This is a genomic window from Gemmata palustris (assembly GCF_017939745.1).
GTDB classification, from domain to species: Bacteria; Planctomycetota; Planctomycetia; order Gemmatales; family Gemmataceae; genus Gemmata; species Gemmata palustris.
Window position 1 is genome coordinate 5,824,222 of the sequence record NZ_JAGKQQ010000001.1, and the last position, 16,132, is coordinate 5,840,353.

Annotated in this window: 20 protein-coding genes; all 20 read right to left on the reverse strand. The window is 65.5% G+C overall.

Annotation, left to right across the window (positions count from 1 at the left end; translation table 11 throughout):
* Positions 1-4 precede the first annotated feature (4 nt).
* The 20 genes from J8F10_RS24035 to J8F10_RS24130 all read right to left on the reverse strand — a co-directional run bounded on the left by J8F10_RS24035 (position 5) and on the right by J8F10_RS24130 (position 16,131).
* Complete coding sequence (locus tag J8F10_RS24035; RefSeq protein WP_210658209.1) at positions 5-976, reverse strand: hypothetical protein; 972 nt, start codon at positions 974-976, stop codon at positions 5-7.
* A gap of 9 nt (positions 977-985) precedes the next feature.
* Positions 986-1,924: a hypothetical protein gene (locus tag J8F10_RS24040; RefSeq protein ID WP_210658211.1), complete on the reverse strand. Its 939-nt coding sequence runs from the start codon at positions 1,922-1,924 to the stop codon at positions 986-988.
* The gene (locus J8F10_RS24045) at positions 1,925-4,552 is read right to left on the reverse strand and encodes a phage tail protein (protein WP_210658213.1); all 2,628 of its coding nucleotides are present in this window, start codon (positions 4,550-4,552) and stop codon (positions 1,925-1,927) included. It abuts the gene before it with no gap.
* Positions 4,552-4,947: a DUF6950 family protein gene (locus tag J8F10_RS24050; RefSeq protein WP_210658215.1), complete on the reverse strand. Its 396-nt coding sequence runs from the start codon at positions 4,945-4,947 to the stop codon at positions 4,552-4,554. The genes J8F10_RS24045 and J8F10_RS24050 overlap by 1 nt, the downstream gene beginning before the upstream one ends.
* Positions 4,944-5,513, reverse strand: coding sequence for a hypothetical protein (locus J8F10_RS24055; RefSeq protein WP_210658217.1), 570 nt, complete (start codon positions 5,511-5,513; stop codon positions 4,944-4,946). The genes J8F10_RS24050 and J8F10_RS24055 overlap by 4 nt, the downstream gene beginning before the upstream one ends.
* A gap of 1 nt (position 5,514) precedes the next feature.
* On the reverse strand, positions 5,515-6,114 hold the full coding sequence (locus J8F10_RS24060; protein WP_210658219.1) for a hypothetical protein: 600 nt from the start codon (positions 6,112-6,114) through the stop codon (positions 5,515-5,517).
* The gene (locus J8F10_RS24065; protein WP_210658221.1) at positions 6,114-7,847 is read right to left on the reverse strand and encodes a hypothetical protein; all 1,734 of its coding nucleotides are present in this window, start codon (positions 7,845-7,847) and stop codon (positions 6,114-6,116) included. Before J8F10_RS24065 ends, J8F10_RS24060 begins: the two co-directional genes overlap by 1 nt.
* A gap of 123 nt (positions 7,848-7,970) precedes the next feature.
* Entirely contained in the window at positions 7,971-8,429 is a 459-nt protein-coding gene (locus J8F10_RS24070; RefSeq protein ID WP_210658223.1) for a hypothetical protein, read from the reverse strand.
* Entirely contained in the window at positions 8,426-8,791 is a 366-nt protein-coding gene (locus J8F10_RS24075; RefSeq protein WP_210658225.1) for a hypothetical protein, read from the reverse strand. The genes J8F10_RS24070 and J8F10_RS24075 overlap by 4 nt, the downstream gene beginning before the upstream one ends.
* Positions 8,792-8,803: 12 nt before the next feature.
* Entirely contained in the window at positions 8,804-9,208 is a 405-nt protein-coding gene (locus J8F10_RS24080; RefSeq protein WP_210658228.1) for a phage tail tube protein, read from the reverse strand.
* Between the two features lie 26 nt (positions 9,209-9,234).
* Positions 9,235-9,645 carry a DUF3168 domain-containing protein gene (locus J8F10_RS24085; RefSeq protein WP_210658230.1) on the reverse strand — a complete coding sequence of 137 codons (411 nt, stop codon included), beginning with the start codon at positions 9,643-9,645 and terminating at the stop codon, positions 9,235-9,237.
* Positions 9,642-10,082 (reverse strand): HK97 gp10 family phage protein, encoded by a 441-nt coding sequence (locus J8F10_RS24090; RefSeq protein ID WP_210658232.1) that lies wholly within the window; start codon positions 10,080-10,082, stop codon positions 9,642-9,644. The genes J8F10_RS24085 and J8F10_RS24090 overlap by 4 nt, the downstream gene beginning before the upstream one ends.
* Complete coding sequence (locus tag J8F10_RS24095; protein WP_210658233.1) at positions 10,082-10,597, reverse strand: hypothetical protein; 516 nt, start codon at positions 10,595-10,597, stop codon at positions 10,082-10,084. The genes J8F10_RS24090 and J8F10_RS24095 overlap by 1 nt, the downstream gene beginning before the upstream one ends.
* Before the next feature lie 111 nt (positions 10,598-10,708).
* The gene (locus J8F10_RS24100) at positions 10,709-11,062 is read right to left on the reverse strand and encodes a hypothetical protein (protein ID WP_210658235.1); all 354 of its coding nucleotides are present in this window, start codon (positions 11,060-11,062) and stop codon (positions 10,709-10,711) included.
* A 21-nt stretch (positions 11,063-11,083) separates the two neighbouring features.
* Complete coding sequence (locus J8F10_RS24105; RefSeq protein WP_210658237.1) at positions 11,084-13,171, reverse strand: hypothetical protein; 2,088 nt, start codon at positions 13,169-13,171, stop codon at positions 11,084-11,086.
* A gap of 3 nt (positions 13,172-13,174) precedes the next feature.
* Positions 13,175-13,582 (reverse strand): phage head closure protein, encoded by a 408-nt coding sequence (locus J8F10_RS24110; protein ID WP_210658239.1) that lies wholly within the window; start codon positions 13,580-13,582, stop codon positions 13,175-13,177.
* On the reverse strand, positions 13,569-14,201 hold the full coding sequence (locus J8F10_RS24115) for a head-tail connector protein (protein WP_210658241.1): 633 nt from the start codon (positions 14,199-14,201) through the stop codon (positions 13,569-13,571). The genes J8F10_RS24110 and J8F10_RS24115 overlap by 14 nt, the downstream gene beginning before the upstream one ends.
* Complete coding sequence (locus J8F10_RS24120) at positions 14,202-14,471, reverse strand: hypothetical protein (RefSeq protein ID WP_210658244.1); 270 nt, start codon at positions 14,469-14,471, stop codon at positions 14,202-14,204.
* Entirely contained in the window at positions 14,468-15,565 is a 1,098-nt protein-coding gene (locus J8F10_RS24125) for an O-antigen ligase family protein (RefSeq protein WP_210658246.1), read from the reverse strand. The genes J8F10_RS24120 and J8F10_RS24125 overlap by 4 nt, the downstream gene beginning before the upstream one ends.
* Positions 15,565-16,131 (reverse strand): hypothetical protein, encoded by a 567-nt coding sequence (locus tag J8F10_RS24130; protein ID WP_210658248.1) that lies wholly within the window; start codon positions 16,129-16,131, stop codon positions 15,565-15,567. Before J8F10_RS24130 ends, J8F10_RS24125 begins: the two co-directional genes overlap by 1 nt.
* Position 16,132 lies beyond the last annotated feature (1 nt).

Sequence of the window (16,132 nt, forward strand, 5' to 3'; positions counted from 1 at the left end):
GGGCTCAGCTGTACGTTGCGGTTTTCCAGGCGGCTTGCGGCGAGTTGCCGACGTGGCGGACGGCGTTGACGTGGATCTTGTTGCTGTTCGGGGCGAGTACGACGTTGCCCTCGACAATGGTGCCGTTGACCAGGACGCGGCCGATGGTGCCGCCCTCGTACATCCCGATGCGCTGGGACTGTCCGGTGCTCGGGGCGTGGAACCCGCCCCCGAAGAAGGCGACGCTGTGAAGGGTTCGGCCGCTGTTCGCCAGGAGCTCCACGTCCGCCCCACCGGTCGCCGTGCCGTTGTGCTCGAAGTGCGCGCCGTGGAACTCGACGGAATAGATGTCGCCGGAACTGGCGAGCAGGTACCATCCCGCGTTCGTGGCCCCTTCGTAGATGGACCCGAAGGACGCCACGGTCACGACGTAGGCCCCGGTCTCGGCCGACAGGTACACGTGCCGGTAATTGTTCGTGCAGGTGACGGCAATGTCCTTGAGACTCGACACCCCGCCGTCGAAGAACCGGCTGTAGCTGCTCGCGTCCTCGAACTTGGACTTGTCGAACACCCAGTCCACGGCGAACCCGCCGGTGCAGTACACGTGCTGCTGGGCTTTGCCGAAGGTGACGTTGGTGAACTCGACGCGCCCGAGCGCCGAGGGGAGCGTGGCGTACACGTGCTTGCCTCGCGTCGATTCGTTCGCGAGGCGGAGGTTGCGCATGGTGCGGCTCTCGCCCGCCGTGGTGAGGGTCAAAATGTTGCCGTCGCCGATGAGTGCCGCCTGCCCCTCCCACTGCCCACAGCCCTCGAGCGTGCGGGCGGCGGGCCAGTCGATGGCGGCGTTGGCGGGCAGATAGAGTTCGCCCGGGATCTCGATGGTTTTCGCGGTTGAAATCGCCGCCAGAAGAGCGGCTTTGTTGGCCGCGCGGACGGTGGAATCGGACGTGTAGCCGAGTGTAGCCCCGGAATCGACGACGTTTGCTCGGTATGCCATAGGCCCTCCTTACGCGGCGCGGTAGGTGGCCGAGAAGATGACGGTGGTGCCCGCCTGGATCTGGTTCGCGAGCAGGCTCGAGAGCGAGGTCGCGGTGTTCGTGTAGCACGTCATGTACGTGTTGCCCTCGGAGACCGCGGCGGCATTCACACCCGCGTTCGAGGAGACGGTCCCGTCCAGGATGCAGATGCCCGCGCCCGCGTTCCCGCCCTCGGCCAGGTTGGCGGCGGCGAACGGCAGTGAGATGCGGAGCTGACCGGCCGGGGAAGACACGGAAGAGACCGCGACCGTTCCTCGCACCGTGACCATGTTCCCGTGGCGCTCGTAGGAGCCGGTGTCGTTGGAGGTGTTGACGGTAATCGTGCCGCTGGTTCCGCACGTCAGGGCCACCGTGTACGTGCCCTCGCTGGGCGGGGCGAGGGTCGGGAAGTACCCGACGCACCGGACCACGCTGGAACCGTACCCCTGGAACACGGCGAAATCCCCGGCCACGGTGGTGATGTTGGCGGCTCCCGGGAGCACCAGGCTGGAGCCGTGGGTCAGCGTGAGCGCGCCGGTGAAGCGAACGATGCGCCAGTCGCCCTCGGCCAACGTTATCGCGGTGATGGTGGTCGTACCGGTGACGTCCACCGCGCGTGAGTAAACCGCGCTCAGATCCACGGTTCCGGCCGATGCCGCGGTTCCCGGCACCCCGCCCTGTAACGAAAACGCCTTGTTGTTCGTCACGTCCACGTACCCGAGCGTGATCCAATCGGTGCCGTCGTAAATGGCGAGCGTTTGGAGCGTCGTGCTGGGCGTGTTCGTGTCGAGCCAGAGCTGCCCGGAGTACGGGGTGGCGGGGGCCGAATTTCCGCTGCTCGTGCTGGCGAGCGCCTGGAGCGCGGCGTTGATGTCGGCACGGGCGGTTGCTCCGCTCGCGTTGTCGATGACCATGTCGTGTTGGCTCATTTAAGCTACCTCGTCGGCGGTTACAGAAAGTTCAGAAATCAGGATGTTGTACGCGGGGTCGGACGAGGTCAGCTCGCACTCGAACTCGAAGCCGCGAGCGTAGAACTCGCCCGAATCGAGCTTCTGCCACGCGCCCCAGGTGGGGCTGCCCGCCGGGTCGTCGTCGGTGGCCCGCACGTACACCTTGGCGTCCGCACTGGCCGCTCCGGCCCCGTCGAAGTCGAGCCAGTCGTCCATGAGAGATGTGCGGTCGTCGAGCCGGTCCCGCTGGTTGTCGATGGCCGCGAGTACGTGGCTGGTGAGTCGCACCCGGCGGACCGACCCGAGGTCGATGCCCCCGGAGAAGTCGTAGGTGCCGCTCGATTCCACCCCGCCGAACCCGTCCAGGTCCGGGACCGCGTCCAGGTCCGGGATGTCGTCGAAGTCCCCGCTCCCGGAGAGCTTGAGCGTGCTCCCGTCGACCGCGCAGTCGGTCTTGGTGCCGGGGAACGTGGGGTGCTCGGTGAGGGTGGTGACGTTGGCGTAAGCGAGGGCCGTGGCCTGAACCGTGGTGACGCTGGCGGCGGTCGTGGATTCGATCCCGCTCGCGTCCACGCACTTGGCGAGATAAATCCCCGGCTTCAGTGGCAGGGCGTGGCTGGTGGCGGAGCCCGCAGCGGCGGTGCCGATGGTGGTGCTCGCGGTCCACCCGTCGGCGGTGTTCGGGGAGTGCCGGAACACGACCTTGCCCCCGATCCGCACGTCCAGGTTGTCCTGCCCGGTGAACGGGTCCCAGGAGAGAATGGCGAGCCCGCCAATCGTGGCAATGGTCAGGTTCTGCGGCTCGGTCGGCGGGTCCAACAGCCCGTTAATGGCTTGGGGCTGCGTGGAATATTCGGACAGCACGCCGAGGGTGTTGACGGCGGCGACGGCGAACACGTAGCTGGCGGGGACGATGTCCTCGATGTCCGTCGAGTTCGTTCCCGAGACGCGCGGGAGGTACGTCCATTCGGCGGCCGAGGTGAGGCGGTACCGCACCTGGTAGGCGGCGAGGAACGCGTCGGGGGACGCGACCCAGGCGAGCGTGGCCTTGGCCTTCACCCCGTCCCCGTTGCGGGTCACGTACTTGGACTCGGTGACGGTCAGCGGGCCGGGGGGCGAAACGTTGAGCGGGTTCGGCAGGTTCGTGTCCGGGGCGGCGTCGGCGGTGGTTTCTTCGCCGCTGTTCCAGTCGTAGCTAGCGCTCGATTCTTCCTGGAGCGTGAGCACCACCGGACCGGGCGGTTGCAGGCTCCACTTGGTGATGCGGAACGGCTTGGCGCTCCACCCGAGCTGGGCGTTGTCGAGCGTCACCACGTCGTGGACCGCGTATTTCAGGGCGTGGTGCATAACGGGCACGGTGACCGTGATCCCCTGGCGGCCCTTCTCGAGGACCACCTTGGCGATGCGCTGGGCGGCGACCGGGTGGTTCGTAAACGGTAACTCGATGTCCCGGACGATCTGTTCGCCGTTGTCCTGGGCCTGGTAGGTGCTGTTGGTAACGGCCGGGAAGTCGGTCGGCTGCCAGTTCTGGTCCGGGTCCACGAACGTGCCCTTGACCGCGTTGAACAGATCCTTGCGGGGGGCGCGGGCGACCATCTGGAGCGGTCCGGCCATGATCGCCGTGGTGATGCTTCCGGCGGGTGTGTCGTAGGCGGCCGCGTGGCACCGGAACGCGCCCTGCACGTAGGTCACGGCCCCGGCGAGTGATGTGACGAGCTGCTGCAGGTTCTCGAGCGGCGCGGTGGCGGTGTCCGCGACCCCGTTGCACGTGTACCGGGCCTGCGTGGAGCCGGAAGCGAGCGTGACGCTCTCGTCGCACACGTTGGCGGCGGCAATGAAGTACGAATCGTCGATCTCGTCCGCCTCACACCCGAAACCGTAATCGGCGGTCAGGTAATCGCGGATACAGAGCGCCGCGTTGTCACTCCAGACGGTCAAACCCGTTCGCGGGTCGTACAGCTTCTTGCCGTCGACCACGGCCGAGATGTTGGGGATGCCGTTGGGGAACACGTCGATGGAATACTGGAGGCGCACGTAGATGTACGCGATGCCGCGCAGCCGGTGTGCCTCGGTCCACAGACTCGGGCACTCGTGGATCAGCTCGGTGCTAGCGACTTGATCGGCGGCACCGGTGTATTTCAGCACCCGGACCCAGGCGTTGCCCTCGGTGAAGTAGGAGCCGGAGCTGGCCCACCCGTTCCCGTCGAGTGGAACCACTTCGTCGTTCAAATAAATGTCGCCGATGGAATCGACCTCGTGCCCGGCGAGCGGGATGACGAGGTGCAGGAACGCGTTGTCGCGGTCCACCGCATCACCCAGGAAGTTGATCCCGCGCGCGGTGTGGGCGAATACCAGCGGGCCGGACACGCGGGCACGGCCGTAGACGATCTTGTGGCTCTCGACGCTGCTGCGGACGGTGACCGATCGGCCACTCGCCTCATTGGAGAACGACGGGGCTTTGGCTTTCTTGGTCAGGGCACGGGAGCCGAGCTGGTTGACGGCGGCGGAGACTACGAACCCGGCGGCCGACGCGAGCAGCCCGGTACCGATTGCGGCGGTGGTGGCCGCACCGGCAACCGCAGCAACGACGGGGATGACGGCGGGCATTAGTCGACGCCCCACGCGCGCGTGCAGGCGAGCGTATCAATCGTGGTGAGACCGGATGCGGTGACGAAGTGACTCACGCGGCCGTTGCAGATCCCGAGCGCCCCCTGTGGGTGCAGCACGAGATCGCCGCGCCGGGCGAGCGGTACGGGTTTTTCCTCAAGAGCATCGGCGGCAACGGCTTCGACTCCGTTAAACCCGAGCCGAGCCATTGCGAGCTTCGCGCCCCGAGTCGTGCGGTACGTGCCCTTCCACCGGGAAACGAAGTCCCGGCCGGTGCAGAGCAGCACCCACGTGCCGGACCACAGGCCGCAGTCGTGTTCGCCCCAGTCGAACTCCTTGCCCGCGCTGGCCGCGACGTATTCGTTGAGAAGGGATTCCCAGCCTTCTGTCCTCATGCCGGGGCCTTCTGGCCCCAGAACAGGGGTTTTTCGGTCGTCTGCTCGACGTACTCCAGCCCACGGTCGCCGGGGTACCGGAGCTGCTGGTCGGCACCGTTGTACCGGCGCGTCAGTGGCCGGTCCCAGGCCGCGAACCGGCTCTCGACGGTCAGCCGGATGGAAACGGTTTCCTCCTGCTCGACGGCCGCCGTGTCCATGCGCCCGCGGTACAGTATGAACGGGGTGTCGACGAGTTGCTGGCTGGTAGCATCCAAATAGCCCCCATAGAGCGTCGCCCGCCGCCCCTGGTAGTATTCGTTGAGGGTGACGCTAACCAGATCCGTCGGGAGCCCGCGGAGCGTGAGTTCCAACGTGGTGCGGCTCAGGTCCGCGTCCTCGTCGACGCCACCGATGGAGCCGATGGCCCCGGTGCCGGTGTACGTGTCGCCGCCGAAACTGATCGAGCCGAGCCCGGTGTGGAGGCACACGTCGCCCGTATCGAACTGGAGCTTGACGAAGTACACCGGATAGATCGTCGCGGCTTGCGAGGCGGATTCGTTGGGGGCCGAGATGCTGCGGGTCACGTCAGAACACCTCGTAGGCGCTGAAGGTTTTCTCCTGGTAAATCCCGTTGTGGTCGCACTCCCAGAATCCTTGCTGGTCGCTCTCCAGGATCATCGTGCAGGTCGGCTTCGTGAGCGTGAGCGGGGCGTTGTCGGCGGGGCTGCTGCGGAGGGCGGGCTTGAAGGTGACGGTCGCGTTCCCGCTCCCGTCGCTGGTCACGTCGGCGATCACCCGCTTCAGTTCACCATTCACCGAGAAATAATCCCCGGCCTTGAGTACCAGCGTGCTGTTGGTCCAGCCGTCGGTGGTGAGGCTTGATCCGGTCTGTGAGGCGTTCTTCACCAGCGGGGTGCCGGTGCCCGCACCGAGCGGCCGTTGGCGGTCCGGGTCGTAAGCGTTGAACGTGTTGGCCATGCCCTCGCACTGGTCGAGGAACGCCATCCACGGCCCGGCCTGGCGGGCGTTCATCTTGGGCAGCGTGTAATCGGCGCGCCACCGGCCCCCGGTCAGAACCAGGCGCTGGGTGTTGCGGGTGAGCGGCGAGGTAAAGGTTTGGGTGTGGGCTTCCAGTCCGAACGAGCTGCGAACGAATCCGGGAGCGGCGGGCATATCAATGGGCATCAGTTGCGCTTCCCGACCATGCGTGATTCACTGCCCCCGCGCTCGATGGCCCCGAAGACGGCGGCCTTGGTGTTGGCCGTAATCGCGGGCATCATGCTCATGAGTTCCTGACGCACCGTGCCCTGGATGCCGGTGCTGATGTTGAAGACGTTGGTAACGGTGACGGACTTCCCGCCCATCGCCCCGTTGGGGATGACCGTCCCGGCGGAATCCGGCACGAACAGTTCGGGACCGTTTTCACCGACAATCGATGCACGCCCGACCGGGGGACGGCCGCCGTCGGCGAAGCCCAACAGTCCACCAATGCTCCCGAAGATGTCACCCCCGAGTGCGTCGCCAATCCCCTGGGCCAGCGGGCCGGTGATCTTGCGCTTGATGATTTGTGAGGCGATTTCCTCGAAGAAGTTCTTGGCCGCGTCCCGGGCGCTGTCGAAGTGGAGAACGATCTCGGTCAACCCGTCGCGGAACGCGTTGGTCAGCTCACGCTGGGTTTCGGTCGCATCCCGGGTCTGTTGCTCGAGCTTCCGCTGGGCCTCCTGTAAGTCGTAAGTCGCCTCGACTTCGGCGGTGATCTGCTGCACGGCTTCCTCCGACAGGAGATTGCCGTCCTTCGTTGCGATCGCGGTGGCTTCCAGGATGGCTTTTCGCACTTCCAGAGCCTTGCCCGAGAGCCCGGCCAGCTCGCGCTCGTTCTCCAGGTTCGTGAGGTACCGCTCCATCTCGTTGTTGAGCGTGTCGTAGTCCTCGACCGCTTTTTCGGTGTCCTTGTCGGTGCCCTTGAGCAGCCCGGCGTTGCTCCCGGCGGCGGGATTCGCTTTCGCTCCCGGCGGGACCAGGTTGCCCTTGGCGTCGAACGTGTAACCGCTGACCACGGTCGCTTCGGTCGCGAACCCGCCGGCCTTCGCCTTACGTCCGTACCCGGCCTGGCCGGTGTATTCCTCGCCGATGGTCCGGCCGATCCGGGAACCGAGCTCGACCGGGTTGAGCACGCGGAGCGTCTGAAACGCTTCCACGACCGCGTCGAGTACCGGCGTGAACGCGGTGAAGCTCACCTGGAGCTGCTCCACGACCGCGGTCCACTTGTCCCCGAACTCGTCGATGCGCTTCAGATCCTCGTCGCTGATCGCTTTGCCGGTGCGCTTGGCATCGTCCACAAGTTTTTGCATATTGCCGCCCAGCTCGTTGATGAGCGGGATCAGCACGGCAGCCCCGCGTCCCATCAGATTCTGTGCGGCGGCCTGCTGCTGGGTGATGTCCTTCAGACCCGACAGTGCTCGTGCGACGGCGAAGAAGCGTTCCTCCTGCGGCAGCGCGAGCAGTTTCGTGACGCTGAGCCCGAGCTGGTCGAACGATTTGACCGTCTCATGGTTACCGGTCTGGGCCTCGCCGAGGGCGTTGTTGAGCCGGGCCATTGCCCCCGCGAACTCGTCCAGGCTCGATCCCGACTGCTTGAGCGGGGTGTTCAGGGCGGAGAGTGTGCTCCCGGCGAACCCGGTCCGCTGGGCCAGATCGTTGATGTGGTCGGCGGCGGCGAACGCCTGCCGGCCGAAACTCACCACAGCCGCGACGGAGAGCGCCGGGACGAGTGCGGCGAACTGCCCCCGCAGATCGGTGAGCACGGCTCTCATCCGGTTGCCCGTGTCCTGGGTCTGCTGTTGGGCGTTTTTCAACGCGCGCTCCAGCTGGGCCGAGTCGGCAGTAATGGTGATCTTCAGTTCGTCAAGCGTCGCCACGGTGCTGCTGTTCCCTCTCCAATCGTTGTTTCAGTGCGTCCCGGCTTTTCGCATCGGGATACGCGGTCGGATCAAACTTCTTCTTCACCCCCTTATAAGAGGCGAACCCGTCGAACGCGCGGGTCAGCTCCCAGACGTTGCTCTGCCAAAACGCGGGCGGGGGCCAGCGGAGGACGCCGAGTGCGAGTTCCTGGTACTCGTTCCAGAGGAACCGGACGGGGCGGTCAGCCGCCCGATCAGCTCCCCCATCGTTTTCTTTCGCTCCGCGCGTTCACGTTTGGGCGTCATGGCCACGAGGAGCCAGGCCATCAGGTGCCCGCGCAGGAGCTGGTACTCGGTTCCGGTCACCCCGACCTCGTCGAGGAGCCACGCACCGGTGTCCTGTTCTTTCTCACCACACCCGGTGGCGAGCAGCAGGGCGATCTCGTCCTGACGCATCTCCAGTACTCGGGCTTGTACCGCGAGCAGATCCTCTTTGAAGGCGTGCTGCACGGCCTTGAGTGTGGCGAAACTGCCGTCGAGCGTAAAGCTGCGATCCGCGAGGGTGAAGGAGTAGTCGGGGGAAACTAAGTGCTCGGTCATGCGTAACCGTTCAGCCGGATCGCGGCCACGGACATGCCGGTGGCGTTGTCGAGCGTGTAGCTCACCTGACCGCTCGAGTTGTTGAATCGGTCCTGCGGGAACGGGCCGACGACGCATTTGCCGCCGTTGGTGCCGGAGCCGGGGATGGTCACGGTTTCGCCCGCGTCGGCGGCGGAGATGTCACCGAAGCCGGGCTTGGAGAAGGCGTTGCCGGTGATGGTGAGCGTGCGGCTCGAGGCGTTGGCGTTGAGGAACACGAGTACCGTCTTGCCGTCGTTGGCGAACACGTCGCCGGTGGACGCGGAATCGTAGGTGAAGTTGAGGCCGGTGAAAACCGCCGTCTGCTGTGTGAGCGTTGCCATGTGCTACCTCCCTTACGCGCCGGTGAAGGTCCAGCTGCCGCTGGATTCGAGGGTGGCGGTGAACGTCTGCTCGCCGTTGTACTCGCCGGTGATCTCGAAGCTCGATACCTGGAAGCTGCCCTCCAGCGTGTCCCCGTCGGCCCATCCGAGCGCGTGCGCGTTGATGCTCCCGGCGTTGGCGTACCCCTGGAACGTCTCGAACCCGGTGTCGTTGGTCATCACCCCGCCGAACGTGACGGTGACCGATTTCACACCCGCCCCTTCGAGAAGTGTGCGGTACCCGTTGCTGCTCTTGTTGGTGATGTCCACGAGTTCGTGGTTGATGCGCAAGCTGTGCGTGCGGCAGTCGGCGATAGCCGTGCCCCCGCTCCACGTGCCGTTCTTCAGCAGGAAGTCCCTGCCCTTATAATTTGTCATGTGTTAAGCCCTCCTTGGCCCGTTGGTTAACTGTTCTTCACCAGCGCGCGGAACCGGATCACCCCGTGCTGGTACCGGTCGGTTTCGACCTCGCCCTGGGGTTCCACGTCCGCGTCGGCAGCGGTGTATTCGAGTGTGACCAGCGCGTGTCCGGTGAGCGTGAGATTGGCTTCTTGCCGGTGCAGCGCCTGCTTGATCTGCCCGAGCAGCGTCTGCACGCCCTTCTTGCCCGCCGCGCTGTCGAACGCGTGGATTGTCACGCTCAGCTCGTCGCCGGTGTCGGATTTGGTGTCCCAGTTGAGGGCGGTGATCGCGCCGATACGGACGAACGGCATGGGTGAACCCTGCGGCACGTGGTCGTAGACCGGCGTGTCGGTGATCTGATCCGTGAGTCGGTCGTAGATCGCTTTTTGAAGGGCGTTACTGGCGAGCGTCATTTGCGGATGCCGTCGTTCACGGCTTTCGCCATGCGTTCGCGGATGAAGGGTTTGCTGCGCTCCAGTGCCGGGGCCATGAACGGGCGCTCGGCCATGTTCGCGGTGCCGTATTCCAGGTGGCGCGCGTAGGTGACGATGCCGCGACCCGCGACCACGAAGCTACTGAGCGCGGTGCTGTCGAGGTACGAATTAATTGAATTGATGAGCCGCCCGGTGTCGGTGGCCGGGGCCTCGCCCGGGGCCGACGCGCGGTGCGTGACCGAGCGGCGTTGATACAACCGCCCGGATTTCGGGCCGCGGGCGATGGATTCCTTGGCTTCCTTCTCCACCCGCTGGGCGGACGCGAGGAGGGCCTTTTTCACCTCCATCTCGATGACTCTGGCTTTCGCCCCCCACTTGGCGGGATCGGGTCCGGAGACGGAAACGGTAAAGTCCATTACGGGATCACCAGCTCGACGCGGTAGCTCTCCAGCGTGATGGTCTCGCCGGTGTTGGTGAGCTGCCCGGTGAATACCAGGTCCTGGGCGGTGGCGGTATCGACGGAGCCGGTTGTTGGCGCTCCGGTCGACGAGCCGATGCCCAAGCTGGAGAAGTTCCAGCTCACCTGCGAGTTGGCCGCCCCGCGGTTACGGACGTCGCTGTCGATCTGCGCCGAGGCGGTGGTCGTAAACGTCGGCCCCATAAAGACCGTGCCCCCGATGCCACCGAGGCGCATGCGCGGAACCTTGTTGTTTCCGCTGTTGGTGTAGCTCCAGAGCGTGCGGACCCGCAGCGCCCCGTTGGCAGTCATCAGTCCGGCGGGGATCGTCACCGTGGCCAGCGTCGTTTCACTGGTAGTGCCGGTTACGCTCACGCCAGAGACGGAGGAGGACGCGAGCACGCAGGACCCGCCGACCGGCTTCCAAATCGTGCCGGTGGAAATGAAGAGTGCCCCACCTCCGATGTCGGTCACACGGTAGATATTGTTTCCGGCAGCAGCGGCGGATGGGAGATTGGCGAAAGTAGTTGAGATCACGGACATGTCGGAGCCTATCGAACTGAGGAGGGTGAGCAGAGCGGACATTTACACGGGCCGCACGGCGAGGGTGATGCTGCGGTCGGCCCCTTCGGAGGAGCCGGACACGAGCTTGATGAACCGGAGCCCGGCGACGACCGCCAGGTTTTCAATCGGCACGTACTTGGACGCGGCGACCGGGAGCGCGTAATCGGCCCCGCCCGACTGCACGGTGACGAAGGTGCCGCCGGAAGCGGGCGCGGCCTGGATCTTGATGGTGGTGCCGGTGAACGCGGCGGGCATGAACAGCCCGCACAAGTCGGCCCCCGTGAGGTCGATCTCGGCGCTCGTGGTCTGCCCGCTGGCGATGGTCGCGGTCAGGTTGTAGGCGTCGTTCGGTTGGAATTCATAGGAGTTGGGCATGGGGCCTCCGTTGCGGGCGGGTTAAAGGGCGTTGCCGGTCAGGGACTCGATGAGGAGCCCCTCCTGCACGATGTCGTTGGTGGTGGTGGCCTCGCCGGTACACTTGATGGTGATCGTGGCCCCGTCGTCCTCGGTAGACGAGCCCACGTTCACGTCCGCCTGCGAGACGGTACCGCCCTGGATGAACTGGGCCACGTAATCCTGAGCGTCGGTGCCGGTGGAATAGACTTCGGCGACGACGCGCCAGCGGTTCGCCTGACTCGTGGTGAGGGACGCGGTGAGAATGACGGTGGAGCCGAAGTACAGTTTGAGGGTCTTGGCGTTGTTGGCCCCCGTCCCCCAGGCGGTGATGCGGATGCCCTTCCCGGCGGTGTTGAACCTGCCGGCCAGGAGCAAGTACGTGCGCAGGTTGTCCTCACCGGTGCCCACGTTTCCGACGGCGGCGGTGTTGACCGAGGGCACGAGCACCGCGCCGTTAGTGCCCGAGAACTCGAGCCCGACGGCGGTGCCGTTCTGAACCGTGACCCCACTCGGGGCCTTGTTCCCGTGGCACCGGCCGACGGCGTTTGCGTCGGTGAAGTCGATGAACCGGGTCGCGTGGCCCGTGTTCCCGTCCTGGATCAGCTCGTTGTTGCTGACGTCGAAGTTGAGCACGTTGAACACGCGCACGATGCGTGTCAGATTCAGGTAGCCCGAGGTCTGGGTGCGGCACCGGTTGCCGGTGAACCGGATGTTCGATTTCTGGGCGGAGGTGCCGACCTCGGCCATGAACGCGGTCGGGTCGATGAACTCGGCGCTCTCGCAGTAGGTGTAATTGCCCTGGAGAACCACCCCCCGGCCGAAGTTCTGGATGCGCGCGCCGCGCACCCCGCTGTGTCCGGCGGTCGGGCTCGCGTAGAACCCGATCGAGGTCTGGTTCTGGGGGGAGCCGGAATCCGGGTTCGTGCGGATCACGTCCAGCGTGCCGCCCTTGAGGTGGACGCCCGAATGGACCCGGACGCTCGCACCCGAGTTGTTACTCACGCCGGTGGCGTACCCAGAGGCGTCGATGTACCCGCTGACCACGTCGAGCGTGTCACTCGTGCCGGTCCCCGCGTAATCGACGCAGTTCACGTTGTACGTGCCGGCGCTGGTGGAAACGCTGTCGGCGGTGAAATCGGACCCGGGGCGGATGTCGGCATTGAGGATGGTCCACCGGCCGGACTGCTGTTTGAAACAGCGGCGCGTGTTGCCGTTGTACCGGGCGACGAAGTTTTTAATGACCCCGCCGACGTTGTTGAGCTGCACCTGGAAGAAGTCGGAGTCCTCGTTTGCGGTCCCCCCGCTCATCTCGAAGTGATCGACGTCCACCCACCCGCACCCTTCGATGTAGATGCCCCGGCAGGCTCCCACGCCGTCACCCAGCGTGCCGTTGCCCACGCACGCGAAGTCGGCGAACACGGCACGGCCGATGCGGGCCGAGGTCAGGTTCTTGAGCCACAGCCCGGTGACCAGATTGGTAGCAGTGGTACCGGGGCGGCCCATGTTGACGATCTGGACGTTGTCGGCCCCGATCAAGGTGCCGCCGTCCATTTTGATCATGTTCTGCGCGAGGTTCTTGCCGTCGCCCTTGAAGTTTTTGATGCGGATGTTGCAATTGGTGAACGTCCACACGACGTCCGTGCCGGACAGAGCTTCGAGAACCGCCCCTTCCGCGAAGTCGATGGTCAGGTTCCGGCCGGTGACGGAAACCGCCCCGCACGTGTACGTGCCGGCGGGAAAGGCGTAGGTGCCGTCGGCGGAGAATAGGGTGGTGACGGCCGAAGCGACGTCGGTCGCGCCGGTGTTGTCGCCGGTGAAATAGGTGGGCACGGTCAGTTCCAGGGCCGCGCGCTGGGCGGCCTCGTCGGTCGCGGTCAGGAGAGCGATCCCGGCCACGGAGACGGCGGTGCCCCCGAGTTTGAACCCGGATTCGATGTTGACCGCGTTACTGGACAGCTGGAGCGGGCTCGGCGTTCCCTCGCCGTCCTCGACCGCGCGGGGCGTCGCGTCGATCCCGGCGTTGCCGTTCGAGATCTGGAGCAGATCCTTGTAGGTGTTTCTCGGCTTCGTGCCGGTCAGTGTCGTCATGTGTTACCCGATGGCCTCCCACGGCGTGTCAATGGTTTCCCAGTTGCCCGGGGTCGTCTCCCAGCTCCCGCGGTCCTCCAGGCGCTCGGCGCACAGGAGCTTCAGGTACCGGTTCGCTTCGTTCTCGTTCAGCACTTCCTTGATGTCGAGCACGCGGCCCTCGAGCACCAGGCGGCGGGCCGTGTAGACTTCCGAGCGGTAGCGGAGTGTCACCCGGTGCGTGAGGTGCGTGTCGAGGCGCTGGGCGACCATCCGCTCGTATCCCTTGAGCGGTTCAACGGATGCCCAGAGCGTGACCACATCCGACCACGCGGTGGTGAACCCGCCCTGGCCGTCAGCGGTCTGCGTCTCGGTCTGGAGGGTGACCCGCTTGTCGAGCTTGGCAAAGAGCGGTGCGCTACACTTCGCCATACACCTTGAACGGTTGGAGGAGGGCGCGGCAGGCGGCAGGTAAGTCGCACACGAGGCGTGATTCGTACATGCTCGCCACGTGCATGAGAATCGCGTGGCGGATCGGTTGCGGCACTGACGCGCCGGTGGCCCCATACCCGTTGGCGGTCAGTACGGAGATCGCGGCAGCGGGGCGTAAATTCGTGGGCCAGTAGCTCCCGTCGTTCAGGAGCAGGCGGCTCCCGGCGGCGTCCAGTGTGTAGTTGGCGGAGGAAAAGGCGGTGGCGGTGTTCGTGGTATCGGTTGTCGTCACCGACGTAATGGCACTCACCGGCGGGCGGGAGAGCGAGATGATACGCGGGAGTGCGCCGTACAGGGCGGAAACCGGCAGGTCGTACACTCCGTCGGGCAACTCGTTCGCCCATCCCGAGCACCCGAGATCGAGCGTGAGGGTCACGGCTTGGGTTATGAACGCGCGCCCAGTGAAGGATTCGGCGGCCTCACGAGCGGCGGCGATGAGTCCCGTCAGCAGGTCGTCGTCATCGTCCCCGTCGACCTTGAGCCACAGCTTCGCCTCGGCCACGGTGACCGGCTCACTGGCCGGGGGCGTGGTAACGCGGATGTGGCGGCGGAGCGACATTTACTTCTTCGGCTTCTTGGTGAGCAGCGGCTTCACCGGCTTGGTTTCTTCCGGTTTAATGACCTTCGTTTCGCGGGCTTCGGCGTCGACGACGGCTTCGATTTCGGGTTCCGGTTCGGGAACTGGAGCAATCAATTCGGCCCAACCTTCTTTCACCACGACTTCGGCCAGTGAATCGGACAGCCGGGCTTCGGTGCCCGCCTCGAACTCGTGGCAATCGTGGCCCGTTTGAGAGCCCTTGAAGGACTTCAGGATGCGGTAGTTTTTCATGCGAGTGACTCCTTTCGTGCGTGGGCGTGCCACGCGAGGGTGAGCCCGGCGAGGATGCTCACCGCCGGGACATAAAACTGGAACTCGACCATGCCCTGTAGGAACACGACGAACAGGGCGCAGGCGGGGGCCACATTGTGTTTCCGTGTGCTGATAGCAACGCACGCCGCGAGGGCGCAGAAGATCAGTGCGACCGGGATTCCCGCTTCCACGGCCAAATGGAGCACGTCGTTGTGCGCGTAGAACCCGCTGGAGAGGCCCTCGGTACGGACCTGTGCGTAGTAGTACGCGAAGCTCCCGAGCCCGAGCCCGGTCTGCGGGGCGAGTTGGAGCAGTGACGCCGACGCCCCCCAGATCGGGAAGCGGTAGGTAAACGATTTCACGGCCTCGCCGAAAAGCGATTCGTACACACCGGGCGAGACGAGACAGAGGACCGCAAGAGCGGAACCACCGGCCGCACCGAGTGCCAGAACGGGACGGAACCCGATTTGTCCGATCAGGATGAGCCCGCAGGCCATGATCGCCGAGGCCCCACCGGCAAACGATTGCGTGCAGTAGAGGGCTGCAGCGAAGAGAATCGCCAGGAGCCAGTATTTCGTGTTGCGGAAGCCCGCCCAGAAGGCCGGGATCAGCCCGCAGTTGAGCACCGCCGCCGCGTTGTTCGGGTTCAAGAGCGGCCACGCCACGCCGTTGAAGTTGTATTCCGTGTACTGGACCCCGAGGGCGTACTGGGTGATGAGACCGGCGGCGTACACTGCGAGCACGGTGCCGAAGCACCCGAAGTAGCTCGGGAGATCCTCCCGCTTCAGGCACAGGGCCAGGGCGGGCATCGCGGCGAGGATCGCCAGTGTCGCGGCACCCCCGCGGACCGGTGCCAACAGGAACGCGGACGCGCTGATCGCAACGAGCCAGATCAAAGTGAAGTGCCAGGTGGCGGGCTTACTCCCCCGGAAGTCACCCCGGTAAAGAAGAGCCGCGCACCCGGCGATGAAGAACAGCACCCACGCTCCCGCCAGCGGGCTCGCCGTCGTCTGCACGAGCAGGGCGACGATGAGCGCTGTGGCGTGGAGAAGCGCGGGCACGAGAACCGGCATTACTGCACGGTGTACGGCAAGTTGATGAACAGGTGCGTGGTCGTGGCGAGCGTACCGGCCGAGGACACCTGCACCGCCTCACCGGACGGGCACCCACTCACGAGCGCCGTGCCGCGGGTAATCGACGCACCGTTGACCGAGGAAAACGCACCGACGGGCGTGGCGTCGACCAGGGCCGCAATCGGGAAGGTCGCGATAATGTTGCCGCCCGAGCACTTGAGGCTGACCGAGGTGGCCCCGGAAGCCGTGCCGCTCGCGTACAACCCGAAGCCCGCGCCGACGACAATGGATTTGCCGGTGGCACTGGCCAGGATCGTCTGCCCGGCGTTCGCCTGGGCCGTGGTGACCGTGGCCTTCGTGACTTGCAACAGCGGGTTGCCGGTCAGGGCGGTGGAAAAGGTGAGCCCGCTGGTTTCAACGGCAGAGCCCGACTCGAAGTCGATGGTGCCGCCGCTGTTAACGGAGAGCGTGCCGTCGGTCTTGCAGATGGGCGTGGTGCAGGTCGCCGCGGATGCACCCGTGGCGAAGAGCCCGAGCACGGCGGCGATGAGGATGTGTAACTTCATG

Coding starts and splice junctions, on each gene's coding strand:
- J8F10_RS24075 (WP_210658225.1), bottom strand. CDS start 8,791: ATGGCAACGCTCACACAGCAGACGGCGGTTTTCACCGGCCTCAACTTC.
- J8F10_RS24045 (WP_210658213.1), bottom strand. CDS start 4,552: ATGCCCGCCGTCATCCCCGTCGTTGCTGCGGTTGCCGGTGCGGCCACC.
- J8F10_RS24105 (WP_210658237.1), bottom strand. CDS start 13,171: ATGACGACACTGACCGGCACGAAGCCGAGAAACACCTACAAGGATCTG.
- J8F10_RS24115 (WP_210658241.1), bottom strand. CDS start 14,201: ATGTCGCTCCGCCGCCACATCCGCGTTACCACGCCCCCGGCCAGTGAG.
- J8F10_RS24080 (WP_210658228.1), bottom strand. CDS start 9,208: ATGACAAATTATAAGGGCAGGGACTTCCTGCTGAAGAACGGCACGTGG.
- J8F10_RS24070 (WP_210658223.1), bottom strand. CDS start 8,429: ATGACCGAGCACTTAGTTTCCCCCGACTACTCCTTCACCCTCGCGGAT.
- J8F10_RS24050 (WP_210658215.1), bottom strand. CDS start 4,947: ATGAGGACAGAAGGCTGGGAATCCCTTCTCAACGAATACGTCGCGGCC.
- J8F10_RS24130 (WP_210658248.1), bottom strand. CDS start 16,131: ATGAAGTTACACATCCTCATCGCCGCCGTGCTCGGGCTCTTCGCCACG.
- J8F10_RS24040 (WP_210658211.1), bottom strand. CDS start 1,924: ATGAGCCAACACGACATGGTCATCGACAACGCGAGCGGAGCAACCGCC.
- J8F10_RS24100 (WP_210658235.1), bottom strand. CDS start 11,062: ATGCCCAACTCCTATGAATTCCAACCGAACGACGCCTACAACCTGACC.
- J8F10_RS24125 (WP_210658246.1), bottom strand. CDS start 15,565: ATGCCGGTTCTCGTGCCCGCGCTTCTCCACGCCACAGCGCTCATCGTC.
- J8F10_RS24085 (WP_210658230.1), bottom strand. CDS start 9,645: ATGACGCTCGCCAGTAACGCCCTTCAAAAAGCGATCTACGACCGACTC.
- J8F10_RS24110 (WP_210658239.1), bottom strand. CDS start 13,582: ATGGCGAAGTGTAGCGCACCGCTCTTTGCCAAGCTCGACAAGCGGGTC.
- J8F10_RS24035 (WP_210658209.1), bottom strand. CDS start 976: ATGGCATACCGAGCAAACGTCGTCGATTCCGGGGCTACACTCGGCTAC.
- J8F10_RS24090 (WP_210658232.1), bottom strand. CDS start 10,082: ATGGACTTTACCGTTTCCGTCTCCGGACCCGATCCCGCCAAGTGGGGG.
- J8F10_RS24120 (WP_210658244.1), bottom strand. CDS start 14,471: ATGAAAAACTACCGCATCCTGAAGTCCTTCAAGGGCTCTCAAACGGGC.
- J8F10_RS24060 (WP_210658219.1), bottom strand. CDS start 6,114: ATGCCCATTGATATGCCCGCCGCTCCCGGATTCGTTCGCAGCTCGTTC.